We start from the raw sequence: 22,492 nt of genomic DNA, 5'->3' as shown, positions 1-22,492 counted from the left end.
AAACCAAGTTTATTTCTACATCATTAAGAATTTAAAAATTATTTTCGTAACCATGAGTTCGATTGATTATCTTGAATCCAAGCTTCAGTGAAGTAGTTTCAAGTTTTGGGATAGGCTCAATGAATAAAAATATCCTTTAGCCCTGGACAAAGCCTTTCACTTTTGCCGGGGACAGGGGGAGCTTAAACTTCCTCTCCTGATGTATTTACCGTAATAGCGTGGGTTATATACCTTAATTTATATACAAATCTTTTGAAGGGATAGAGAAGAATTGACAGTAAACCTGGTTCAAGCCTGAGTGGGCAGTAAACCTGTTTCAAACCCGGCTCTCGGAAGCTGAAGAAAAGGTGTAATAGTAATGGCAGAAGGAAAAATTCTGGTTGTTGAGGACGAACATATTGTTGCAATGGGAATACAGATAATGCTGAAGAATCTGGGATATACTGTTACGGGTGTAGCTTCGTCCGGAGAGGAAGCCATAAGCAAGGCAGAGAGTACTTTCCCTGACCTCGTGCTTATGGATATTATGCTGAAAGGTGAGCTGGATGGTATAGAAGCATCAAAGGAGATAATAGCCCGGCTCGGTATTCCAGTCGTTTACCTTACGGCCTGTTCGGATCGTAAGATTCTCGAACGAATGTGGAATGCCGGGTCCGGGTATATTACGAAGCCTTTCGACGAAACGGATCTGAAAAAGGGCATTGATATTGTTCTTGCACGGTGCAGGCTGGAAAAGAAAGACGTAATAAAAAATCCGGAAAGGCTTCAAAAAGCTTCGGGACTCAAAACTCCTTCGAATTCCCTATCTGGCCCTGATGGTCCGAAGTAAACTTTTAAAATATTATGTTACTAAAAACATAAAATTATTAATATAATGTTTTTTTCAGTTATGATGTTATTTTTTCAGTTCTTTTTCAAGAGCCTCAGCGACGGTTTTCAGAACTTTGATCCTGGAATACCGTTTATCGTTTGATTCTACAACAGTCCACCTGGCATTTGTTGTGCTTGTTTTCTGGAGCATTTCATCGGCTGCAATTCTATAATCTTCCCATCGGCCCCGGTTTCGCCAGTCTTCGGTTGTAATTTTCCACTTTTTTTCCGGGTCGAGCTGCCGGCTGTTAAAGCGTTCCAGTTGAGTTTCCTTATCGATATGGAGCCAGAATTTCAGTACAATCGCTCCGGCATGTGTCAGGATTTCTTCAAATTCGTTAATCTCCCTGTAAGCCCTTTTCCACTCTTCCTCGCTGCAGAACCCTTCGACTCTTTCTACCAGGACGCGGCCGTACCAGCTCCGATCGAAAATCGTTATATTGCCGGCTTTAGGGATTGCTTCACAGAAACGCCAGAGGTAATGGTGGGCTTTTTCGATGTCATTAGGCGAGCCCACAGGGACTACCCTGTAGAGCCTGGGGTTAAGGTTTTCTACAAGACGGTAAATGTCTCCTCCTTTGCCTGCAGCGTCCCAGCCTTCAAAGACCACGACCAGGGGGCGCTTTTTCTTGAACAGCTCGTACTGGAGGGCTGTAAGTTTTTGCTGGTAGAGCTTTTTTGATTCCTTATACTCATCTGCATCCAGCTTTCTGGAAAGGTCAATTTTTTCCAGGATGGAATTATTAAGCTGAGGAATTCCCCGGATTTCCATATCCAGATATTTAAGGGTCTGTTCGGCTGGAATTCTGGTTGCCCGTTCAATAGAGGTTTCCAAGGCCCGGATGACCGTCATCATGATTTTAAGAGTTGCAAAGCTCCTGTTGTCAGCTTCAACGATTGTCCAGGGGGCGTAAGGCATATCGGTCTTTTCCAGTACCTTTTCGACAAAAGGCAGGTACTCATTATAATTATGAACAAAATCAAGGTCTTGCCTCGCTTCCTTTTCATATTCGTCAAATATAAGCGGAATATAATCTTTTTTGGAATCTTTGAAGCGTTCTTTATGCTCTTTTTCACTTATATGAAGGAAAAATTTAATTATAAGATACTCATCATCGGCGAGCTGCCGCTCAAAATAGTTTATTTTTTCCAGGCATTTTCCCATTTCTTCTTCGGATTTTTCCTTCCCCAAACACTCTATTACTGACCTGCTGTACCAGCTCCTGTCGAAGATCGCAATTTTTCCTCTCACCGGAATCCTGGACCAGAAGCGCACAATGAAGGGCTTGAGGAGCTCTTCGTAGCAGGGCTTGGTCATGGTATGGAAACTGTATCCTCTGGGGTCAAGCGAAAGAATAAACCGGTTGATATCCTCGGCTAGCCCGGATACATGCCAGCCTTCGAAAACAAGAATAACAGGTATTTTTAAGTCCCAGGCTTTCCGCTGCAGTTCTCCCAGTTTGGCTTTAAGTACTTTCTCGCTCTTCCTGTACTCGCCATTTGTTATTGTCTTTGAAAGGTCAATTTTTTCAAGCATGATGGGGCCCTGCGCTTATTTTAAAACCGATATTTAAAACATTAATTATCCCAATACTGATTAATATTTAATCGGAAGATATATGGGTTTGTCATGGGGTTGTCTTTAGAAATAATGATATATAGTGTATATGCATCGGATCAACTACTTTAACTTTTTGCGTCGGCTTTCTGGCCACTATAAATTAAAATATGAAACAGGATTAATAAAAATATGAAATCGGATTTGAGAGGCTCGATTGATAAATTCCACTTCTTGAATATCTTAATTCTTAAGCAAATGTACTATGTAGTCTCTTTTATTTCATTTTATGCATAACTTAGTTTTTCAATAGTATACAATTTATTTTTTAATTCTCATACATATTGACCATATTTAGTCCACATAACTTAAAATTATTCGGACTCTGCTTCCAAAATCAAATATTCGTTTTGCTGAACATTTATACCAGAGAGTGTATACGAAGCAGAAGAAAGACCATTTTATAAATATACCTTGATAATTAACTGGCAATTTTGACACCATTATCTTAGTATTATATTATATTATCTTAGTATTATACTATTTACACTTTAAAGCCTCTATTTTAATGTCATACCCGATTATGGATTATATATGGTATTATGGTATATTGAATGGATATGCTTATTGAATAGATTAGTCTTTTATTATACTTGGAAACTCTATAATTTATAATTTATCAAACATCTGCTAAACAAATATATGATACTCAGTTAAATATAATTTAAAAATATAATGTAATTTAAAAACGTAATATGATTTAAAAATGTAATTTAAAAAATATGTAATAGATTAGTGTATCTTATTTATGAGACTTTTATATTTTTTATCTATGAGTAGATAGTATATTTTTTGATAAATATTTTAGTTTATATGTATATATTTTAGGAATCCACACTTTTCATATTTAATCAAATGCACTTAATGTAATATATATTATCAAATAAAGGTTTATTTGTAAGTTTTTCAATATGCTATCGTAATATATATAATATATTATAAAATATATATATATGTATATATATATAATATATGCGGGTTAAATATGTATATTAAATCTGTGTAATGTGTTAATTGATATACAAAATATATATTTAAATATCACCTTAGTATTTTATATTTAAGCATTGTACCTTTTTTAATTGTTATATGTTTTTATCACATTATGTACAATAGTTGTATTAAATTATATGTTATGGTAATATTATAATTATTTACCACCAGTATTATTCTTTTTATTAATAAGCTATTAAATATACAGTTTATTTGATGTGCTATTCTTTAGATACTCAAGAAATTAATCTATGCACCAAATAAACCATATTTTATTTAAAAAATTCCTGAAGTTATATTGATGGATTTTTCGATTTTCTTCTCATTTTACTACAAAGTTTATTAATATGTCTCTATATTTATATTATGCTTTTTTGAGCAAATAGGGTAGACTACGAGTCTCTAATCCCGGGAGAAACACATAGATAAAAATTAGACAACTAATGAACTATTTATATAAAATCAGTCGATTAATAGAAATATACGATTCTTCATGATAATTACTGAATTTATATATAGGATAAAGAAATATCTATTATTCCTACAGTATATGTGTATATCCTTTTTCATTTTCTCAACCATTTTACTTTTATTTCTTTTTGCATTTAGGTGTACGGTCGTCGGCCAAAAGGGGCATATTCCTATAGTCTGTGGAATCGACGACTTAACAAAATTGGAGCCTAAATATCATTTCGTAGATATTGCAGAATCAGTACCTAAAGTATATATGAATGAATTCGATCAATGCATTTTTTAAATCTTAAATGGTTGAAAAATAATCAATTTGGTTTATAAATAATTATATAAGGAGATATATCCGCAATATGCAATTTAGTAATAAATGCTCATATTATTTATTACTAAATTGAGGTTTTGTTCACTCGAGTTATGATCTGTGAGCAGAAGTTTTTAGAACAGTGTGCTAGAAATATATAATTTATCTGAAAATGATATTTTCATCGATCCGGTGGAAAAGTTCTCTACTTTTGTCTACTTTTTTCTTTTGAACATTTTTATTTATTGATATTAATTATATGTGTATAATTATATAATAAACATGATAATTAATGGAATCCTGATTTTTATGTTAGTATATTTATATAATATTTTTTGAACTGGATAGTCTAGACCTAGCAACTTGAAATCATATAGAAACGTATAGTTAATAATCGCGAGATTATTTAATCCATTAAGATCTTTGAAACTAAACCTTTGGAAATCTAACACATAAGTGCCAATATATAAGCAGAATCTGGGAACTGTATGGATGATCTGTAAAGCTTACTAATAAAAATTAGCTTTCAATTAAATAAAGTAGAATTTATACATTTGAATACATTATTAATATTTAATAATTTCAAAATTAATTAATCTTTATTATTATTTTTAGTTAAATTAATTAAATATTATTTATCTTATATAATATTATTTCTTATTTATGTGTACTATTATAATAGTACGGAGAATAAATACTAAATTAAAGTACCCGAGCATCCAGAAAAGTATAAGGAAATAGAAAAATGTGTAACTAAATTATAATGCCAGTTCCAGGTCAAATATTTCTTCGAAGAGTTTGTATTTTTTGCGGGCCCTGTAAAGATACTGGCGGATAGGAGTTTCATCTTTTGCTCTGGCAAAAAGGGCCTCGATTTCCCCTCTGGAGAAAACGGCTTCAAGCTTTTTCATGGAAATTGCCTCAAGCCCTTCACAGTCGTCAATTATCTGATTGCTTATAGGAATCGGAATTGGAAGCAGGGAGACCTGGAACTCGTCTACCCAGTTCCACCCGGAATCGTAGACGTTTGCATGGAAAGCCCCACAATAAATGCATTTTGTTACGACTACCGTTCTTTCACCTGCTGCATGGTAGCTAAGGCTCGTAAGTATGGAATCGCAACTGGTGCAATTGCCGATCTCATTTTCTTCCAGGCTATAAGCAGGTATTTGGTTCTCTCCAATGTATAGATTGTTCCCTTTAAGATCATAGCTGTATTCCATATTATGTGCTCCTGGATGAGGCTGAGAGGGTTGAATCTACTGGTTTTCAGGCTTTTTTTATTCCTTACTCTCTTTCTTTGTAAAGGTTATAAACCTATTAATATTAATCCCCTTATTATGAAAGGCTCCTGGCTTTAAGGATACGGCGTTTCATATCTTCTATTTTCAGTGTTATCTCTTCTAATTTTATTCTAGGATTTTTCTATTCCGGCCCCAGGGCTTTTCGATGGAGTTCTGAGATTTCAAGTGTGCAGAAAAAATGCCGCCGGATAAAAAATGCCGCAAGCTTCATGAAGAATAGGATTTTAAAGCTAGATTTACAAAACCGCGCTTACCTGAAAAATGTGGAAATGAAAAAATTCACGCGCTGAATACATTTTAAAGAAGGGTTTCAGGATAAAATTAATAATTTAATTTCGGGGCCCTGATAAAAATTCGGAAAATCGCTGTTTTTACTTTTATAATATGTAAAAACGGGACAGTTTTAGTGGATTAAACGCAAACTTAATATATTGTCATAAGAAAATAATAGTGTAGTTAAGTAAATATATTATGTAAGTATTTGAAATTCTTCCCCCGAAAATAGAAGCTTTTCCGATTTGTGCGGATATATAGTTTTTATTAAAAAAGAAGTTAATAAATAAAAATATAAAAGTCTAGTGTTTACAATCAAAAGCTCTTAAAAAGATTTGGAAATATATCCGGTGCGGATGAGGCATAAAAAGCGATATATCAGAGAAAGAGTATATATGTATACGAAAAACTGGATTTGAAGTAAAGTAAAATTGTCTAATGGATATCAATTTTTTATATCCATCCTATCAGCACGAATAAATTTACAAATCTATATATAGAGCTATAACTTACATAGTTTACTATATCAGTAGAGGTGGTAATTTATGGTATCCATCCGAGCTAAAATTAAATCCAGATTAGAGAAATTTCTTGAAGTTGATTCAAGTGGATATCGAAGAGCAATCCTGTGCATCTTCATCAAGGTAAAAAAAGCGACTATTGACGAGCTGCATGAAATGCTTACGAGCAAGTATAATGTATCGAGGAATACGGTCGCATCCATGGTAGGGTATATCCATTCGAAACTTGGAATTCTAAGGGCGCATAAAGAATCCTATAAGACCCCAATGGTTTACCTTCTGAGAGAAGAATATATAGATCTACTCATGAAGATTGTAACTTCATCCAAAACTTCTGCCGAATTCACAGCTTGAGAAGTTTACTATTCTACCCCCAACTGCCTGATGGACAATGTCACTCGTTAAAAACGCACCCAGAACAGCAACGACTATTGTGGTAAGATCGGATGCTAATACCCGCATAAGCAATTCAAGGGACCCCTATTATACCCTTATGCGGCGTATTTTTCAAGAAGATTCAACAGCTGTCAGGGGTCAAAAGTTCCTGACAATAATTGAAGAGCGTCAGGCTGCAGGAAATGCAATCCGAACTGACGAATGGAAGGTCCTTCTGGAAGAACTCCAGATAGGGCGTGCCTCATTTTATTCAATGCGTAATAAACTGCTTGGAGCCGGGCTGATCTCGATAAAGGATAAGGAGTACAGGCTTTCAGGTCAGTTTTCAAAAGATCTTTTAGATATGGCTCGCTGGTGGTGGACTGCAGTTCTCAATCAGCCCGAGGAAAACCTGTAAAAAAATAACTTCTCTTTTGTTATTTAATTTTAAAAGTGTAGAGCATTCAGCCGAAAGGTATATATATAAAATCTTCCTTTAGAAGATACGCTTCAGGGCGAAAGAAATGCGCCCCACAGCGAAAAATCATCGAAGCCCGGTAGTGTAGTGGTCAATCATGCGGGACTCTGGATCCTGCAACCTCGGTTCGAATCCGTGCCGGGCTATACCCATTATGTATGTAAATTTATTTCCTGTCCTGAGTCAGATAATTCTTTTTTCTGTTTTTTGTATTTACTTTTCTATCAGTATTTTTCTATCAGTTTCGTTATTGGAAGCGTCTAGACTCTCGAAATGGCCCTGATGGCTATATTTTAAGCATAAAGAATTTTTAAGCATGAAGAGGTTTTTTATTAAGATAGACTTCCGTCTGCAAGGAATTATATCTATTTTTGTGTTAAAGAGCTTGCAGGTTAAAGGACTCCAGAGTTATTCAACCTGATATCTTAAGCCTTTAGATAGTATTCTTTAGTCGTAAACTCAAAAATCAGTCAATTTTCCTAACAAAATTTTATAGGATATCGTTGAATTGTATGGCTATGCCAGTTGCCTTTTTATTGTAAAAACCAGTATCAATAAAAGCATGTAAAGTACATTATTGTCTTTAAGAGATTGGCTCCAGGTGTTGTTCAAAAAAGTATTTGGGCTTACGTCTCATCAACTGTTCAGCCCCATTGCCCGGATTCCCATTGCCCGAATTCTCTGTAATAGGTCATATGTTTATGCAATTAATGTGGACTGCAATAAGGTATACATCAAGATCGATTAAGGCCTTATTTCTTCAAGCCTTTTATCAGTTCTGTGATATCACCCACGAATTCCAGACCGGCATTTCTCCCTGTTCCGGAATAGATAAGCTTCGTGCCAGAACCGTTTTTCCTCAATAAAGTCACATTGATACTGGAGCGCAGTGATTCATTAACTTTCGCCGTCATTTCTCCCAGTTTTGGCGCCGAGAGTTCGATGCCTTCCGACCTGTCAGCATCGATATCGAGCCGGTATACCTTACTTTCCAGCCGGATCCGAATTTTATCGTCGGTCACATCGAGCCCGGTGACCTTTGTCCCGGAATACGTCGTAAATTTGTATAGCTTTTTGTTAAATAAGAAGCCGAAGATGTAACCCGTGAAATAATTGCCTAGCCAGGGTATCTTCGCGATCGAACCAGAGAGTGATATACCTTCCCGATCAAAGTGGTTAGTCTGCATCCATATCCAGGAGGAAGGCATTGAAACTCCCCAATCCTTTTCAATATAACCTCTGCCACCCTTGAGATCTGTCCTTATGCCGTCAGCCTCGACGAACCCTTCAATGGCGTGATCCATGCTCAGTATGCCGTGATAGCATTCCATGCCCGGCACGAATGCATACCAGCCCATTACCCCCGGAGATAGCAGTTTCACGGGCCAGGGAAACGTATCCTTGAAGCTAATGCGGGCCGTAATCAGGTCTCTACCCTGTCCAAGGTTGAGTTTCATCTCGTCAATGCTGAACGAAGATTCACCAATTGTAAGCTCGAACTTTTTATCGCCCGCCTTAAGGTCATAGAGCGGATACCTGAAATAGCGCATTCGCTGAGCTCTAGCATCCAGGAACATGATAAACGCATGGGACTTCAAGGGCTTCCCGCTTATGGAGACGCCAGGAATAACAGCATAGGCGTTCTTTTCGCTGCAATCCACCATCTTGAAATACCAGCCCTCGAAAAAATCCTTCTTTTTTCTACGGCCGTGGAATATTTCCGGCTTCCATGTGTCGAGCATCATATATGGCAGGGGAACTATCGCTTAAAATCTTATGCATAATCCCTGCTTTTGCCTTCTGAATCATCTCAGAGGTTTTACTTTCCCTTTAGTGTGTATCGCTACGCTTTACTTTATCCTGAAGCTCATCCATTGTAAAAATTTACTTTTGATGCCCATATACTTCTCTCTGGTGTGGATTCTCCCATACTTCCCTTTCAGGTTTATTTGGCCTCAGTTGCTGGTGGCAAAACAATTTGTAACCTGACCGCTTCTCGCCAGCGCACCAGGAGCACATACAATCCAATAAAACCAACCACGACCCATGTGGTGATCGCACCTAACCCCAGGCCAATAGCGGGAGTGAGAACCAGGGACAATCCGTTCCACATTGCGTGCAGAATGGAAACAAACAGGTATGCGCTAATCACTTGAAGGTTAATTCGGAAGCAGCAATCCTTGCTTTCACGGAACAGTACACTGGCTAAAATCGCTGTCCAGGTCCCGTGCCCCAGTGGGGAAAGCAGACCACGGAATAAAGTCACTTCCATTGTTACCGAAATGTCCCCCGAACTCATCAGGAAGCTAGTAAAGGCATAACCGGTGCTTTCCAGGGCTGCAAACCCCATCCCCACAGCCGCGCCCAGAATCAGCCCATCCATTTCCGAGTCATGCCGTTTATGGCGTGCAATCACCAGTACACCAAGGATTTTAGCAAATTCCTCAACGAGCCCTACTGCTAGAGCCTCACCAAGATCATACTGGATAACAAATAATGGCCCTAGAAAAGAAGTGGCGATAATACTCACTAGCCCACCGTACAGGAAAGCCAGGGAGACAGTCGGCATTTTCAGGCGGCTAAAATGCCTGCGCTCGTATAAGAACGCCACGTAGGCAACAGGGACCGTAAAGCTGCCGACCATCACCAGGCTGGGGAACAGGTTTGGATTGCCTGTCAGCAGCAACGCCACCAGTAAGAGAATATAAAAAGCTGCTGCAGATGTTAAAACTTTTAGCCAGGCATTCCCCCGGGTAACCGGTTTAAATGATTGGTCTTTCACCGGGCTATCTATCATTTCCTCCTTATCTAACATCCCCGAACTGTCTTCCAAAATGCGCCTCCTAAGTGTAAACAATTTACAGCTCGAGCTCAGGCATCAACTCAGGATAGTATAGACAAGCGTAATATAAAGCTGAAGATAAGTAGACAAAAGTCCCCTACCTGCTCAAGTTATTGTCTAAGCTACTCCAAGCAAAAGCGACCTGCCCCATCAGAGCTTTGAACCGGACGCTTTCAAGCGAGTGCCAGCTTATTGACTCCTGATACAAAGTATCATCGACTTGCTCGGCCCGAGTGGTTGAATTGCTCGCACTCAAACATGGATCGATAATTGCCTGCACGTTTCCAGTATAGATCCTCAAACTAAGCTCAGGTCCCATGCCAGCGAGGGTCTTGACTTATATAAATTACCAGAGCCTCAAAACATTGTCCCCACGTTACGGGTAATATTATGATTGGGAGCCTTAAATACTATGCCTCTGATGATATTCCAATGACGTACTGGCAAGTCTTAAAAGTTTGCAAAATACCTTAATATATATAGACCACATGGATCTATTGACATGATATCTGTAATTCGTGACTGGCTATCCACACTTCATTAACAAAACGGCTTTCGATTCGAGACTAAAGTTCTCATTTTTTAAATAAAAAATTTTACCCATTCCTCCAGTCTTGCTCTTACTTTTTTCTCTTTTGAGACTCTTACTTTGTCCCTACTTAAAACTCTTATTTTTGTCCTTAATTTAAAAATTGATAATTTAAAAATTGAATTTCTCCATCTGACCCAATCATTTTAAAATAATTAAGATTTTTATCCTGAACACTGATACTTTTTCAGTCTGATGCCGTTCAGTCCTTAATAGAAAGACCACCAAAAGCAACAAATCCGGTGACTATGAGATCAGTTTTTTCCGAATCATTTTCCCTGCGTGCTGAACTCCTTGGCCTTTCATCCTCGGCACCGCCCAGTATTGGCAGTACATCCATTTCGACCTGCCATCTCTCAGGAATCTTTATGTCGATGCCGCCGAACAAGGAGACCACGTTCATTCTTGCAGGAGATGTCTCGATACTGGAATCTCTCAGGTCAAGATCTACTCCTCCGAAAATCGCAGTGATATCCCCACCCCGAAAATTCCTGGAATTATTGGTACTGCCCACTCCCCCAAAGATTGCGAATAGATCGACGGTTTCGGCATCTTTTCTTAATACGGATGAGCGGCCTCTCCTGTCGGCCAGAATCCCGATTCCCATAAAGATGATCAGTAACGGCCACCAGCTGGCAATGCTTTCCCAGGAAATCAGGCCAAGGACCAGTAACTGAAGAGTTGTGAAAATTACTATTAGAATGATAGGCCCGGATAAACTGGAAAATTTGCTTCTCCAGAGTGCGTACAGCCCGAGTAAAATGAATAAAGAGGGGATGTACTTCAGCAGTTGCCCTGTATCGTATATTCCGGTGGTCCTGAGCAGGAGTAGAACCCCGAGAATCAGTACGATAGCCCCGAATATCGTCTGGTATGAAACTTTAGCCATTACTATACCCCAGATTTGAATTCCAATTTTAGTCTAAATTTAGTCCAAGTTTAATCATATAGTTTTCCCTATACAATTTCTCAGTTTTTTAGGACTGTCGGCTGCAGGGAATGATATTTTACCATTGCAGTAGTTCGTATAAAGTCAAAACTTGATTAGAATTAATCCTTCCTTTTGTTTAAACTATTTTTATTAACGATCTAATATATAATTACAGGTTCAGTTTAAAAAAATTAATCAGGTAAATCAAGAACATTTAACGGTTTTTTTCAAGAACTGGCAAGGTTTCTCTATAGTTTATAATTCCCCGGCTCTCAGTTCTGCAATATACGGATCACAAGCTGCAGTTGAGCGGCCTGAACAGCGTGCAATATAATAATCTGCAACAATACAAGCTTGCTGCTCACGATTATACTCCCGAAAGTGTTTTTTTGTACCAGGCCTGTACGCATATCCTTCGCTCATATGCGCATGAAATGCTTCAACCAGATACTGCGAACCTGTATGTTCCATCTGTGCGACGTGGGTTAATTCGTGTATAAGCCATTTCATGTCGGAGCTGCCTGCAGACGCATTAAGCTTTCTAGTGAAGTTGATTGTGTGGAAGGTTGCAACTCCCATACCTGAACACCTCTTTAGCTTCGCTCTCGTCCAGGCAATGAATGAAGCTTCGTCGATACGCACCTTCCGGTAATTAATTTTGTTTCCGAATATGCTTCGAGCTTCCTGTTCCTCTATTGCTGTAAGGTTTCGGGTATTGAGTTTAACGACTTGCCATAAATAGTCCATGAGCTCAGGAAAGGCACAAATATCGAGAATTCTTGCACCCCCCCGGCCGACACTTATAGCAAGGGATAACAACCAATATCGTATCAAGTGTAGAAACCCTCCTTCTGCCAGATCCTTGTTTTGACGGTTTTCAAATAATCACCCATTTTATAAACTATTTTTTTCAGGCCCCATATCCTCTTTATTCCTTATTTTGCACTGCACCGGAAAGTTCTCCAATAAATATAACAGATTCCAGTCTTTAAAAAACATTTCTGGAATTACAGCATTTTCAGCATTATCTTCATGGGTGAATTAAATATTTAACTTGTTATAAAAGTATTTTTGAGGCTGGGAATAAAGCATAATTTTTCTGGAAGAAACAGTACTGAGAAGGAGAGCATATGGAAACTATTGCAGGGTAGGACCCTATCTGCTGTGATTAAAATCTCTTATGCATCAGTTAATCTAATCTGGAAAGTCTTTAATAACTCAACTTTCAGCATTCTCCATTTAGAACTCAGGTTCTCCTTATCAAAAAGTTTTAAACCATACCATAGCTTTTGTTTTATATTTTTCTATTAATACTGAAATATATTCAGATTTGGATAAAGCCAGTATGGATAAGGAAGCCATACACATTAAAGCCTTTAATACAGATTACAGAAAAAAGATTTTGACAGAAAGCGCAGCAAATAAAAGGTAAATTTCGGGGTTGAAACGGGTGCATGATCAGGAAACTGCCCTGTGCCGGCAGAAACCCTTTAATAGCTTTTCAGGCGCTATCCTTTCTCAATTTTCTTTTTATTTGTTTCGCTAACTCGTACAATAATATTTATAAATAATATTAAATAGCATTGAATACAATTATTAGATCTAATCAATATTTTATTACCCACTTTGTTGAAGTTTAGCAAAGTGAGTAATTGGGTGGGTATTATAAATTTATCGCTATTTAGTAATCACCTGAGCTATTAGTGATTACCTGCGCTTGACAAAAGCCATATTTTATGGATTCTTAGCTATATATTTTTTCATTGTATTGCATGTTTGAAGTAAACATATATAGCTTCAATCCAAAACCGTAATAAACTTTATCGATACTTACTCTTTGCATTAGTATGGGGATAATATGGTATTATGGGGAATAATAGTATGTAATTGGTGAACTATAAAATAGAAAAAAACGGAGAATCAAACTTAATTACTTCGAATTTGGGGGTTATTAATTGAATAAGCAACTGAAAGTATTATTTATAGGAACCTATGTTCCAAAAGAATGTGGGATTGCCACATTCACATCCGATCTTTTAAATTCAGTGTCCGGGGAATATAACGACGTTCATTGTGAAGTAATTGCTTTGAACGATCCCTCTGAAACCTACAATTATCCTGAAGAAGTCGTTTTTGAAATTCAGAGGGACAGGATCGAGGATTATTACCGGGCTGCAGATTATATAAACCAGTCTGATATTGATATCGTATGTCTTCAGCATGAATTCGGGCTTTTCTGCGGAAGTGCGGGAGACTACATTTTTGCTCTTCTTTCAGGGATCAACAAGCCTGTAATAAGCACGATGCATACTGTAATCCAGGAACCTGAAACTGAGTACAGGGTGTCCACGGAAAAACTCATCAGATATTCCGAAAAGCTGGTTGTAATGAGCCAGACTGCAGTTGATATGCTAAAAGATGTTTATAATGCTCCTGAGGGCAAGATCGAACTGATCTTTCATGGAGTGCCCGACTATCCTTTTAACGACTGCAATAAGTATAAAAAGATGTTGAACCTGAAAGGGGCTCCGCTTGTCCTTACTTTCGGCCTGTTGAGCCAGAATAAAGGTATTGAAAGTATGCTTGACGCTCTTCCTGAAGTCGTAAGCCAGTATCCTGACCTTATATACCTTATACTGGGTGCCACGCATCCCGTAATTAAAAAGAATTTTGGAGAAGCGTACAGGCAGTATCTCAAGGACAAAGTTTCAGAACTCGGGCTTGAGAAGAATGTAGTATTCCATGATAAATTTGTCGAAAAAGAAGAACTCTGCAATTATATCCTGGCCAGTGATATTTACGTATCTCCATACCTTTCCAGAGAACAGATAGTAAGCGGAGCTCTGACCTATGCGATTGGCATGGGAAAGGCAATAGTTTCCACTCCTTACTGGTACGCCCAGGAAATGCTTTCCGACAATCGGGGGTTGCTTGTAGATTTTGGAGACACGGACGGCTTTAAAGAATCTCTTTTGCACTTAATTGAAAATCCAGAAGAGTGTGATAATATGCGCAAAAAGGCATACGATTTTGGTAGAAAAATGACCTGGAAAAATGTAGGTAAACAATATAATACGGTTTTCACCAGGGCCTTAAAGAGCTACAGTGCCTACTCCAGCACCCTGAACAAATTTAAATTCCTTCCAAATCAGCTGCCTGAAGTAAAACTTGATTATCTTAAACTATTGACCGACGATGTGGGCATTATGCAGCACACCAACCTTGGTGTACCGGCTCGCCATCACGGGTACAGTACTGATGACGTAGGCCGAGCTCTTGTTGCACTGACACAGTTGACAGACAGCCCGAAGAAAGCAGAGGAATTCTGGAAGTTAATTACCACATACATGAGCTTTCTTGAGCATGCCCAGACCGAGACGGGCCACTTCCATAACTTCATGAGTTATAAAAGGGAATTTCTGGATGAAAAGGGCAGTGAAGATACTCTCGGGCGTGCTATCTACGGGCTTGGACATGTGGTAAGCTGCCCCTACCTGTCGAAAAATATGCGCACCCTTGCGCATACTCTTATGAGCAGGGCCAGGCCTGAAATGGAGAAGCTTAACTATCCGAGGGCAAAAGCCTATGCAATGTGCGGTTTGTATGAAATACTCAGGACAGGTGTGGATGCCGATGAATTCGAATCGGTATTCAATTCACGCAGGGATGCCGTGAAGTCCGTAGACTCCCTTGCAAGTAAAGACACCTTCGAATCCATATTTACCAGCCACGCGAATTCTCTGGTCGACTTATATGAGGCTAACCATAAAGAAGACTGGAACTGGTTCGAGCCTACAGTAACCTATAGCAACGCAAAATTGAGTGAATCCCTTTTACTGGCGTATAATTACACCAAAGACCGGACTTACCGGAAGGTTGGGCTTGCTACCCTGGACTTTCTTACCGAGATCCAGTGGAAAGGCGACTTTTTTGACATGGTTGGAAACGATGGCTGGTACTCCTATAGCGGGGAAAAACCGATTTTTGACCAGCAGCCTATCGAAGCAGGTTACCTGACTCAGGCTTATGTTTCGGCTTATGAGATTGTGCGTGAGAGGAAATATCTGGAGCTTGCAAGATATTCTTTTGAATATTTCCTTGGAAGAAATCGTTTGCGAACTGTTATGTATGATAATTCCACAGGCGCGGTTTGTGACGGGCTCAACCGCGATGGTATGAACTGTAACCAGGGTGCGGAATCCGCGGTTTGCTTCCTTATGGCTTTGAGCTCTTTAAACAAACACATGGATAAAGCTTTCAGTACAATACTGCAATCCAGAGTAAGCAATGAAGTAGATGACGGAACCCTGCAGAAAAGAAAGAGCCTTTTGTCAGCAAATCAGGCTGAGTGAGAGGGTAATATGATCTGGAAAGACCATGGGGAGCTGTTTGTAAGATACAACAGGAACCCTATACTAACTGTTGAGGATTGGCCTTATATGGCCCACTCGGTGTTTAACCCTGCAGCTGTTATAGTTAATGGTACAACCCTGTTACTGGTGCGTGTCGAAGATCACAGGGGCTTTTCTCACTTTACAATAGCAAGAAGTAAGAATGGGATTGATGGCTGGGAAGTTGATACTGAACCGACCTTTGCTCCGGATCCTGCAAATTACCCTGAAGAAATATACGGCATTGAAGACCCACGCATAACTTATATGGATGAGCTGGGGAAATGGGCTGTGGCGTATACGGCTTTTTCGGATTCGGGTCCCTTAACTGCGCTTGCCTTTACAGAGGACTTCCGTAATTTTGAGCGGGTAGGAGCTACCATGCCTCCTGAAAATAAGGATTCTGCTCTTTTTCCTGTAAGGTTTAACGGCAGGTGGGCAATGTTACACAGGCCCGTATCTTTAATAAGCGGGGCAAAGGCAAATATCTGGATATCTTTTTCCCCGGATATGAAATACTGGGGAGAGCATGAAGTTCTTCTGTATGCCAGGGAAGGCGGATGGTGGGACGCTAACAAGATAGGGTTATCTCCGCAGCCAATCCGTGTATCTGGCGGATGGTTAATTATGTATCATGGGGTACGCCAGACAACGGCCAAGGCAAGTTACCGGCTTGGGCTTGCCCTCCTTGATCCTGATGACCCCAGGAAGGTGCTTCACAGGTCGGAAGGCTGGGTTTTCGGGCCACGTGAAATGTATGAGCGAAGCGGAGATGTCAATGATGTTGTTTTTCCCTGCGGATGGGTTCTTGTGGACGATGAAATCCGCATTTATTACGGGAGTGCGGATACCTCCGTATCGCTAGCCATCGCAAAAGTCAGCGATGTCCTGAAGTATATCCATCAGTGTCCTGAGAAACAGTGCCCTGATGAATACTGTAGATGGTTTGAAGAAGATATAGAAAGTTCCACTGATCCGAAAAGAGGATATGCAAGATTGAAATAAAGTTAATAGAAAATTCAAAGGTAAATAAAATTAAAATTTAAAGTTGAAATATAAAAGTCAAGGATTAGATATAAAAATCAAAAATTAGATAGAAATATCAAGAATTACGATTTAAAGCCAAAAATTAAAAGATTAAAATTATCTGGGGATGTGAGTAATTTTGGGGGTATTAGTATAAGAGTTGCAATGTTATCTCCGATTGCCTGGAGCACGCCACCAAAAAAGTATGGCCCCTGGGAATCCATAGTATCTTTATTAACCGAAGGCCTGGTAAAACGGGGTATTGACGTTACATTATTTGCGACAGCGGATTCTCACACTGCAGCGAAACTTCATGCCGTGTGCCCGAGACCCTATGAAGAAGATAAGAGTATGATTGTAAAGGTGTATGAAGGCCTGCATATCTCCGAGGTTTTCGAGAGAGCAAATGAATTCGATATAATCCACAACCATTTTGATTATCTTCCTCTGACTTACAGTGCGCTTGTCGATACGCCTGTTGTAACAACAATCCACGGCATTTCTTCACGGAAAATTTTGCCTGTTTATAAAAAATATAATAATAGAACTTTTTATGTATCCATAAGTGATGCCTACAGGTGCCGCGATCTGGACTATATAGCAACGGTTCGGCATGGGATTGACATAGAGAGCTTTCATTTCAATGAGAATCCGCAGGATTATCTTCTCTTTTTATCACGCCTGCATAAAGATAAGGGCGTAAAGGAAGCAATAGAAGTCGCAAAAAAGACGGGCAGAAAACTCAGAATAGCCGGTTTCGTTGCAGATCAGGCTTATTTTGAAAAAGAAGTCCAGCCTCATATAGACAATAAACAGATTATTTACGAAGGGCATGTCGATCCTGAGCGTAAGAAGGAACTTCTGTCGAATGCATATGCTTTGTTGCACATGATTAATTATGATGAGGCTTTCGGGATTGGCATAGTTGAGGCTATGGCCAGCGGTACACCGGTAATTGCAATAAACAGGGGTGCAATGCCTGAGCTTATCCGGGATGGAGAAACCGGGTTTCTGGTCAATAACGTCGATGAAGCTGCACAGGCTGTGCAAAAGTTAGGCTCCATATCTCGCAAAACCTGCAGGGAAAGTGTGGAAAGACATTTTTCTGTTGACAGGATGGTGGATGATTACATCAAAGTGTATGAAACCATCCTCGAAAAGTGCAAACGTGAGGAGAAAAGGCCCTGGGGCTTTTATGAAGTGCTTATGCAGAGGCCCGGATATAAAGTCAAAATCCTTACTGTTCTCCCTCAGGGTGAAATTTCACTCCAGCGCCATTCTCATAGAAACGAGCACTGGTACATAGTCAGCGGAGAGGGGCTTGTAACTAAAAACGAGAGTAAAATCAGGGTTCTTCCCGGAGATTCGATTGATCTCCAGGTAAACGAGGTACATAGAGTTACAAATATAGGCGGTCAAAACCTTGTTTTCATTGAGATCTCACGTGGAGATTATCTTGGAGAAGACGATATTGAAAGGCTTGAAGATAAATACGGGAGGGAATGAGCAGAGGTTTTTATAAATTAGAAATCCTTATACGGATTAAGAGCCGATTCGAAAAGCGAAGTGACCTACTGCAGCCTTTTACTATTAGCAATATACACCGGAACAGATCTCAGGATTATATTGGAATGACATCAGGATATTAAAACCTTGTAACTATTAAAACCTTGTAACTTTTTTCATACCATGATTTATTTTTCGGATAGGCTCTAAATTAGAAATCTGTGCAGATCGTGACAGGCTTATGATGCTACAGGTTTAGACAGAATTATAATGTTCTGATTTATAACACTGCTTTAGCCTGTTTGAATTATATTTCTGTACCGTTTCTCTTCTTGCTGCCTGTTTGAGCTATAAGCTATGCACAGTTTTTCTCTTTACTGTTTTCTTTTTTGAGGCTCTTTAAATAATTTTTAATAATTTAATCAGGGCATTCTGAATTATTATAGGAATTCCTGACCTGAGCCGCTATTTCCTCACCCAGCCTTTCAGAAACGTTCCCGATGAAAAGTTCGATATACTCAAACGGTACGCAGCCGAGACTTTCTTCTCCTGATAGTATGAGCCTGACAAGGTATTCCAGGTCATATCTGGATAGCAGCTTTATTCTCCTCAGAAAATCCTGAGCATCTTTTGCATAGTGATTTGCCAGGGGAGGAAGTATGGAACGATAGGCCATTCCTGAGCCTGAACAGAGATACCCCTCACACTCCGGGGCAACGGTTTTCAGAATACCGATATCCGTTTCTGAGAGTAGTCTTGCCATGATAATCACCAGTGATAAAGGTATATAGCTTATTTTTCAGAGATAAATAAATTGCAGCTTATATTTCAAAAATAATATACTTATGCAGATTAAAGATATTGGATAAACGTATGCACCTTGAGGTGTAAGGATTGAAGGAATACGGATTAAACGTATGGATTAAACAATTGATTAAACGTATGGAGAGTAAACGTATGATTAAACAATTGATTAAACCTATTGATTAAATGTATAAAGATGGTAATTTAGAGCCTTTCACTTTATGATTCCCCGTATGATTCCCCGTATGGTTCTCCGTACGATTCTCCGTATGAGAGTGATTCTGCTTTTCTGCTATTTAATAATAAGGCTGCATACTCACCTGACGGGATGCGGTCGGAGGATGTGAGAAGTAGACGTGAGGTTGCATGAACGATTTTGAGTTCAGGCTCTGTTTTCAACAGGGATGAAGAGTAAAGCCTGAAGATTGCCGAAGAATTTGAAATTATTCTTCGGATTGTCTCTCGTTTTAACAGTACAGGCTTGCTTTACAGTCGGAATTTCACTTTGCGCCCGGCACCCACTTTACGCTTCATATTCCACTTGTGTTTCGTTATAATTCAAGCTTCATCAGATCTTCGGCAAGAATCACCTCTCCGTCAAAATACCTTTCCAGGCGGTGCACTGCTTCCCTTTCATGCCCCTGCATTTCCGGATAGAAATGTGTAAGGCAGATGCTTCCGATTTCCAGGTTATACTCTTCCAGGATTTCTGCCAGTGTGCTGGGGGTGGTGTGGTTTGTAACTTTCATGCCCGGAGGAAATGAGCACTCGTGGATCAGGAGATCGGCCTCGGCCGCAAGTTCAATTATCTCCCTGGAGGGCTCGGTGTCTCCTGAGTAAACGAATTCCCCATCCTCTCCGGTCACGCGGTAGGCCAGGGTCGGAACACTATGCGTGGCTGCCGTGCAGCTGATCTCACAGTCGAAACCCTCGGGAGTAAATTCTTTTCCGGGGAAGAGCTCAACAACATCTACATCCACTTCTTCCTGAAGATATTCGTAAGCGTCAAGCACTTTTGAAAACCATTCTTCGGTCCCTTCAGGCCCGTAAACTTTCATACTGGTACTGCCGCGGAGCCAGTTTGCCTTGATGAGAGGGTGCAGGTCAGCCACGTGGTCAAGGTGAAGGTGCGAGAGCAACACCGTATCTATCTCGGTGTGGGAAACCCCGGCCTCGGGAAACCTGCTCAATACGCCGCTTCCGCAATCGATAAGTAGTGGCTTTTCCTCAAGCCTCACAAGCACTCCGGACTGTACCCGATTCCTCTGCGGGATCGCAACTCCAGTGCCAAGAAATGTAATTTCCATGAGCTAAAGAATAAACTTTAAATAATTTAACTTTATTTAAAGCATGTCCGCATAAGGAATCTTTGCGGCTCAAAAAAACCTGCCTTTTTTTCAAAGCGCGAGGGTTGCCCAGCCCGGTCAAAGGCGCCGGACTTAAGATCCGGTATCGAAGGATTTCGTGGGTTCGAATCCCACCCCTCGCACTAAATTCAAGGGATATATACTTCCAAAAAAGTGTACGCTGTTTTGTATGATTAATGCACAACCAATTTTTTAGAAAGTTTTTGTGAAAATTCACAGCTTTTTATAATTCTTGTCAGAAAGAAAACGGTTTTTTTGTACTCAATTTAAAAAACAACATTAATATTTAATAAAGTTAATTTAAAAAAATTCATTAGTTTTTATAATTTTCCAGAAAGAACTCAAATTTTTTGTACGCTCTTGTACAGATATTGCAAAACCTATTTTTTGAAGATTAATAAAAGAGTATAAGATTAATCTTATTTTATAGAACAGCTAGATAAAACTCTTATTTTATAAGGCCGGCTTTAAAAAAAAGTAAAGTTTTTGTACGTATTACATAAGTAACCATTAATCTAGTCCAAGCTCAGTAAGCAATTCATTTGCTACAGCACTACATAATTCATCCTCTTTTTCCTCTATTCTTCCTTCAAGATCGCGAATTGCTTTTTCCCTAAGAGTGGATGGATCTGAATCTTTATATATATCCATACATTTTTTTGATGCTACAGCAGCGCCTAAATGGGGAGCACCAAAAAGAGAGGTTATGGCTATAGCAGCTGCGGCTAAACCAAATGCTCCACCTTTCCTGATTAGCTCTTCGCCCTTGAAACTTTCATTATTTAAACGGTCTAATTCTGCTGTATGCCACAAACTTACTTTATACATCACTTCATTATGTAAGCCAGTGGCGTCATAAAATTCAGGGAATAATTCCGTGCGCGCAAGTTTTGGCGAATATCTATATGTTTGCAGAATGTGCTTAAGTGCAATATTATCATCATTTCGTAAGTGACAAATAATACTTAAGCCATAGTGAGCAAGAGCCATTAAATGTGTGCTAGGATAGCCGCCAATTATTAGGTTCTTATCTAGATTTGAGTTTTTCAAAAGATTTTTTTCAGCAAAATGCAGACGGATACCTTTTGTTTCCATATTTTTTGTAATATAGGCATCAGATAATGATTCAAAAGCGGCTCTAATTTCACGGAGATATAATTCATCGACAGTTTTAATTAAAGAGTCAAGATCCGAAATAATCTTTTTCAATCTTTCGTGGTTTTTCAGATTGTTTAAAACTGCCGTTCCATGTGCGAGGCATTTGTATGTAATAACATAATCCACAAGTATCTACTCCCAAGGTTTGAATTCTTAAAATCTAAACTTTTTAAGGACTGTCTTTTAATTAGCTAAAGCTAGTTTCAAGACATTTTACGCCATCTCATATTTTTTATTGTAAATTATCCCTTTTATAGTTAATTATATAAATAAATGAAAAAATGTTATTATTATCTTTATAGGCTTAAGGAATATACAAAAAGGTGAATATAATTAACAACTAAGTATAGTGCGGGGTTATATGTAACGTGAATTTTTTGTACGCATGTGTAAGACTTATGCACAACCTCTTTTTCGAAAGTTTATTAGTCAAAAACAAGTTATGTTTTATAAAATCTCCTTTATAAAAAACTTCAATTTTTTCGAACACTGTATTATAGAAGTTACGCAAAATTTCTTTTACAAAAGTTGCCTTAAAAAATATAACTTTTATTGTAACTATTCAGGTAGCCTTGTTAGGGCTCCACAATTTTTCCTCGTTCCGAGGAAAAATTGGATATAAAATGAATTATTTTTTTCTTTTATGAAACGTGAAGAGATTCTTGCTCTGT

The 22,492-nt window shown here is 39.0% G+C and carries 16 protein-coding genes and 2 tRNA genes; 8 read left to right on the top strand and 10 right to left on the bottom strand.

Translation table 11 applies throughout. The features are described from left to right. Positions 1–358: 358 nt before the first annotated feature. On the top strand, positions 359–829 hold the full coding sequence (locus ACPK8D_RS11890) for a response regulator (RefSeq protein ID WP_424718069.1): 471 nt from the start codon (positions 359–361) through the stop codon (positions 827–829). A 66-nt stretch (positions 830–895) separates the two neighbouring features. Here the strand turns inward: ACPK8D_RS11890 and pap are convergent, their stop codons facing one another. After that, the gene (gene pap / locus ACPK8D_RS11885) at positions 896–2,407 is read right to left on the bottom strand and encodes a polyphosphate:AMP phosphotransferase (protein ID WP_424718068.1); all 1,512 of its coding nucleotides are present in this window, start codon (positions 2,405–2,407) and stop codon (positions 896–898) included. A gap of 2,607 nt (positions 2,408–5,014) precedes the next feature. Further along, positions 5,015–5,479 (bottom strand): hypothetical protein, encoded by a 465-nt coding sequence (locus tag ACPK8D_RS11880; RefSeq protein ID WP_424718067.1) that lies wholly within the window; start codon positions 5,477–5,479, stop codon positions 5,015–5,017. A gap of 899 nt (positions 5,480–6,378) precedes the next feature. On the opposite strand from ACPK8D_RS11880, the gene ACPK8D_RS11875 reads away from it, so the two are divergent. From ACPK8D_RS11875 to ACPK8D_RS11865, 3 genes are all read left to right on the top strand, one after another. Beyond that, a complete protein-coding gene (locus ACPK8D_RS11875) occupies positions 6,379–6,708 on the top strand; it encodes a DUF2551 domain-containing protein (protein WP_424718066.1) in 330 nt (109 codons plus the stop codon). 37 nt (positions 6,709–6,745) lie between these two features. Beyond that, the gene (locus tag ACPK8D_RS11870; RefSeq protein WP_424718065.1) at positions 6,746–7,147 is read left to right on the top strand and encodes a hypothetical protein; all 402 of its coding nucleotides are present in this window, start codon (positions 6,746–6,748) and stop codon (positions 7,145–7,147) included. Between the two features lie 133 nt (positions 7,148–7,280). Continuing rightward, positions 7,281–7,353 (top strand) — tRNA-Gln (locus tag ACPK8D_RS11865). Positions 7,354–7,959: 606 nt separating this feature from the next. On the opposite strand, the gene ACPK8D_RS11860 is transcribed toward ACPK8D_RS11865, so the two are convergent. From ACPK8D_RS11860 to ACPK8D_RS11840, 5 genes are all read right to left on the bottom strand, one after another. Then, positions 7,960–8,949 (bottom strand): tocopherol cyclase family protein, encoded by a 990-nt coding sequence (locus ACPK8D_RS11860; protein WP_424718064.1) that lies wholly within the window; start codon positions 8,947–8,949, stop codon positions 7,960–7,962. A 203-nt stretch (positions 8,950–9,152) separates the two neighbouring features. Further along, positions 9,153–10,040: a PrsW family intramembrane metalloprotease gene (locus ACPK8D_RS11855; protein WP_424718063.1), complete on the bottom strand. Its 888-nt coding sequence runs from the start codon at positions 10,038–10,040 to the stop codon at positions 9,153–9,155. 106 nt (positions 10,041–10,146) lie between these two features. Continuing rightward, positions 10,147–10,368, bottom strand: a complete 222-nt coding sequence (locus ACPK8D_RS11850) for a hypothetical protein (protein WP_424718062.1) — start codon at positions 10,366–10,368, stop codon at positions 10,147–10,149. A 472-nt stretch (positions 10,369–10,840) separates the two neighbouring features. Further along, positions 10,841–11,527, bottom strand: a complete 687-nt coding sequence (locus ACPK8D_RS11845) for a LiaF transmembrane domain-containing protein (RefSeq protein ID WP_424718061.1) — start codon at positions 11,525–11,527, stop codon at positions 10,841–10,843. 297 nt (positions 11,528–11,824) lie between these two features. Next, positions 11,825–12,403, bottom strand: coding sequence for a hypothetical protein (locus ACPK8D_RS11840; RefSeq protein ID WP_424718060.1), 579 nt, complete (start codon positions 12,401–12,403; stop codon positions 11,825–11,827). A 1,121-nt stretch (positions 12,404–13,524) separates the two neighbouring features. On the opposite strand from ACPK8D_RS11840, the gene ACPK8D_RS11835 reads away from it, so the two are divergent. The 3 genes from ACPK8D_RS11835 (at position 13,525) to ACPK8D_RS11825 (ending at position 18,492) form a co-directional block, all read left to right on the top strand. Beyond that, positions 13,525–15,921 carry a glycosyltransferase family 4 protein gene (locus tag ACPK8D_RS11835; RefSeq protein WP_424718059.1) on the top strand — a complete coding sequence of 799 codons (2,397 nt, stop codon included), beginning with the start codon at positions 13,525–13,527 and terminating at the stop codon, positions 15,919–15,921. 9 nt (positions 15,922–15,930) lie between these two features. After that, the gene (locus tag ACPK8D_RS11830; protein ID WP_424718058.1) at positions 15,931–16,965 is read left to right on the top strand and encodes a glycosidase; all 1,035 of its coding nucleotides are present in this window, start codon (positions 15,931–15,933) and stop codon (positions 16,963–16,965) included. A 150-nt stretch (positions 16,966–17,115) separates the two neighbouring features. Beyond that, entirely contained in the window at positions 17,116–18,492 is a 1,377-nt protein-coding gene (locus ACPK8D_RS11825; RefSeq protein ID WP_424718057.1) for a glycosyltransferase, read from the top strand. 418 nt (positions 18,493–18,910) lie between these two features. On the opposite strand, the gene ACPK8D_RS11820 is transcribed toward ACPK8D_RS11825, so the two are convergent. After that, positions 18,911–19,255 carry a hypothetical protein gene (locus ACPK8D_RS11820; RefSeq protein ID WP_424718056.1) on the bottom strand — a complete coding sequence of 115 codons (345 nt, stop codon included), beginning with the start codon at positions 19,253–19,255 and terminating at the stop codon, positions 18,911–18,913. Between the two features lie 592 nt (positions 19,256–19,847). Next, on the bottom strand, positions 19,848–20,603 hold the full coding sequence (locus ACPK8D_RS11815) for an MBL fold metallo-hydrolase (RefSeq protein WP_424718055.1): 756 nt from the start codon (positions 20,601–20,603) through the stop codon (positions 19,848–19,850). 97 nt (positions 20,604–20,700) lie between these two features. Between ACPK8D_RS11815 and ACPK8D_RS11810 the strand changes: the two genes are divergently transcribed. Next, positions 20,701–20,785, top strand: a tRNA-Leu gene (locus ACPK8D_RS11810). Between the two features lie 388 nt (positions 20,786–21,173). Here the strand turns inward: ACPK8D_RS11810 and ACPK8D_RS11805 are convergent. After that, complete coding sequence (locus ACPK8D_RS11805; protein WP_424718054.1) at positions 21,174–21,947, bottom strand: hypothetical protein; 774 nt, start codon at positions 21,945–21,947, stop codon at positions 21,174–21,176. Between the last annotated feature and the right edge of the window lie 545 nt (positions 21,948–22,492).

The sequence above is a fragment of the Methanosarcina sp. genome (assembly GCF_049706645.1).
Taxonomy (GTDB): Archaea; Halobacteriota; Methanosarcinia; order Methanosarcinales; family Methanosarcinaceae; genus Methanosarcina.
The sequence above is the reverse complement of the archived record's forward strand: the minus strand, read 5'-3'. Positions and strand labels throughout refer to the sequence as shown.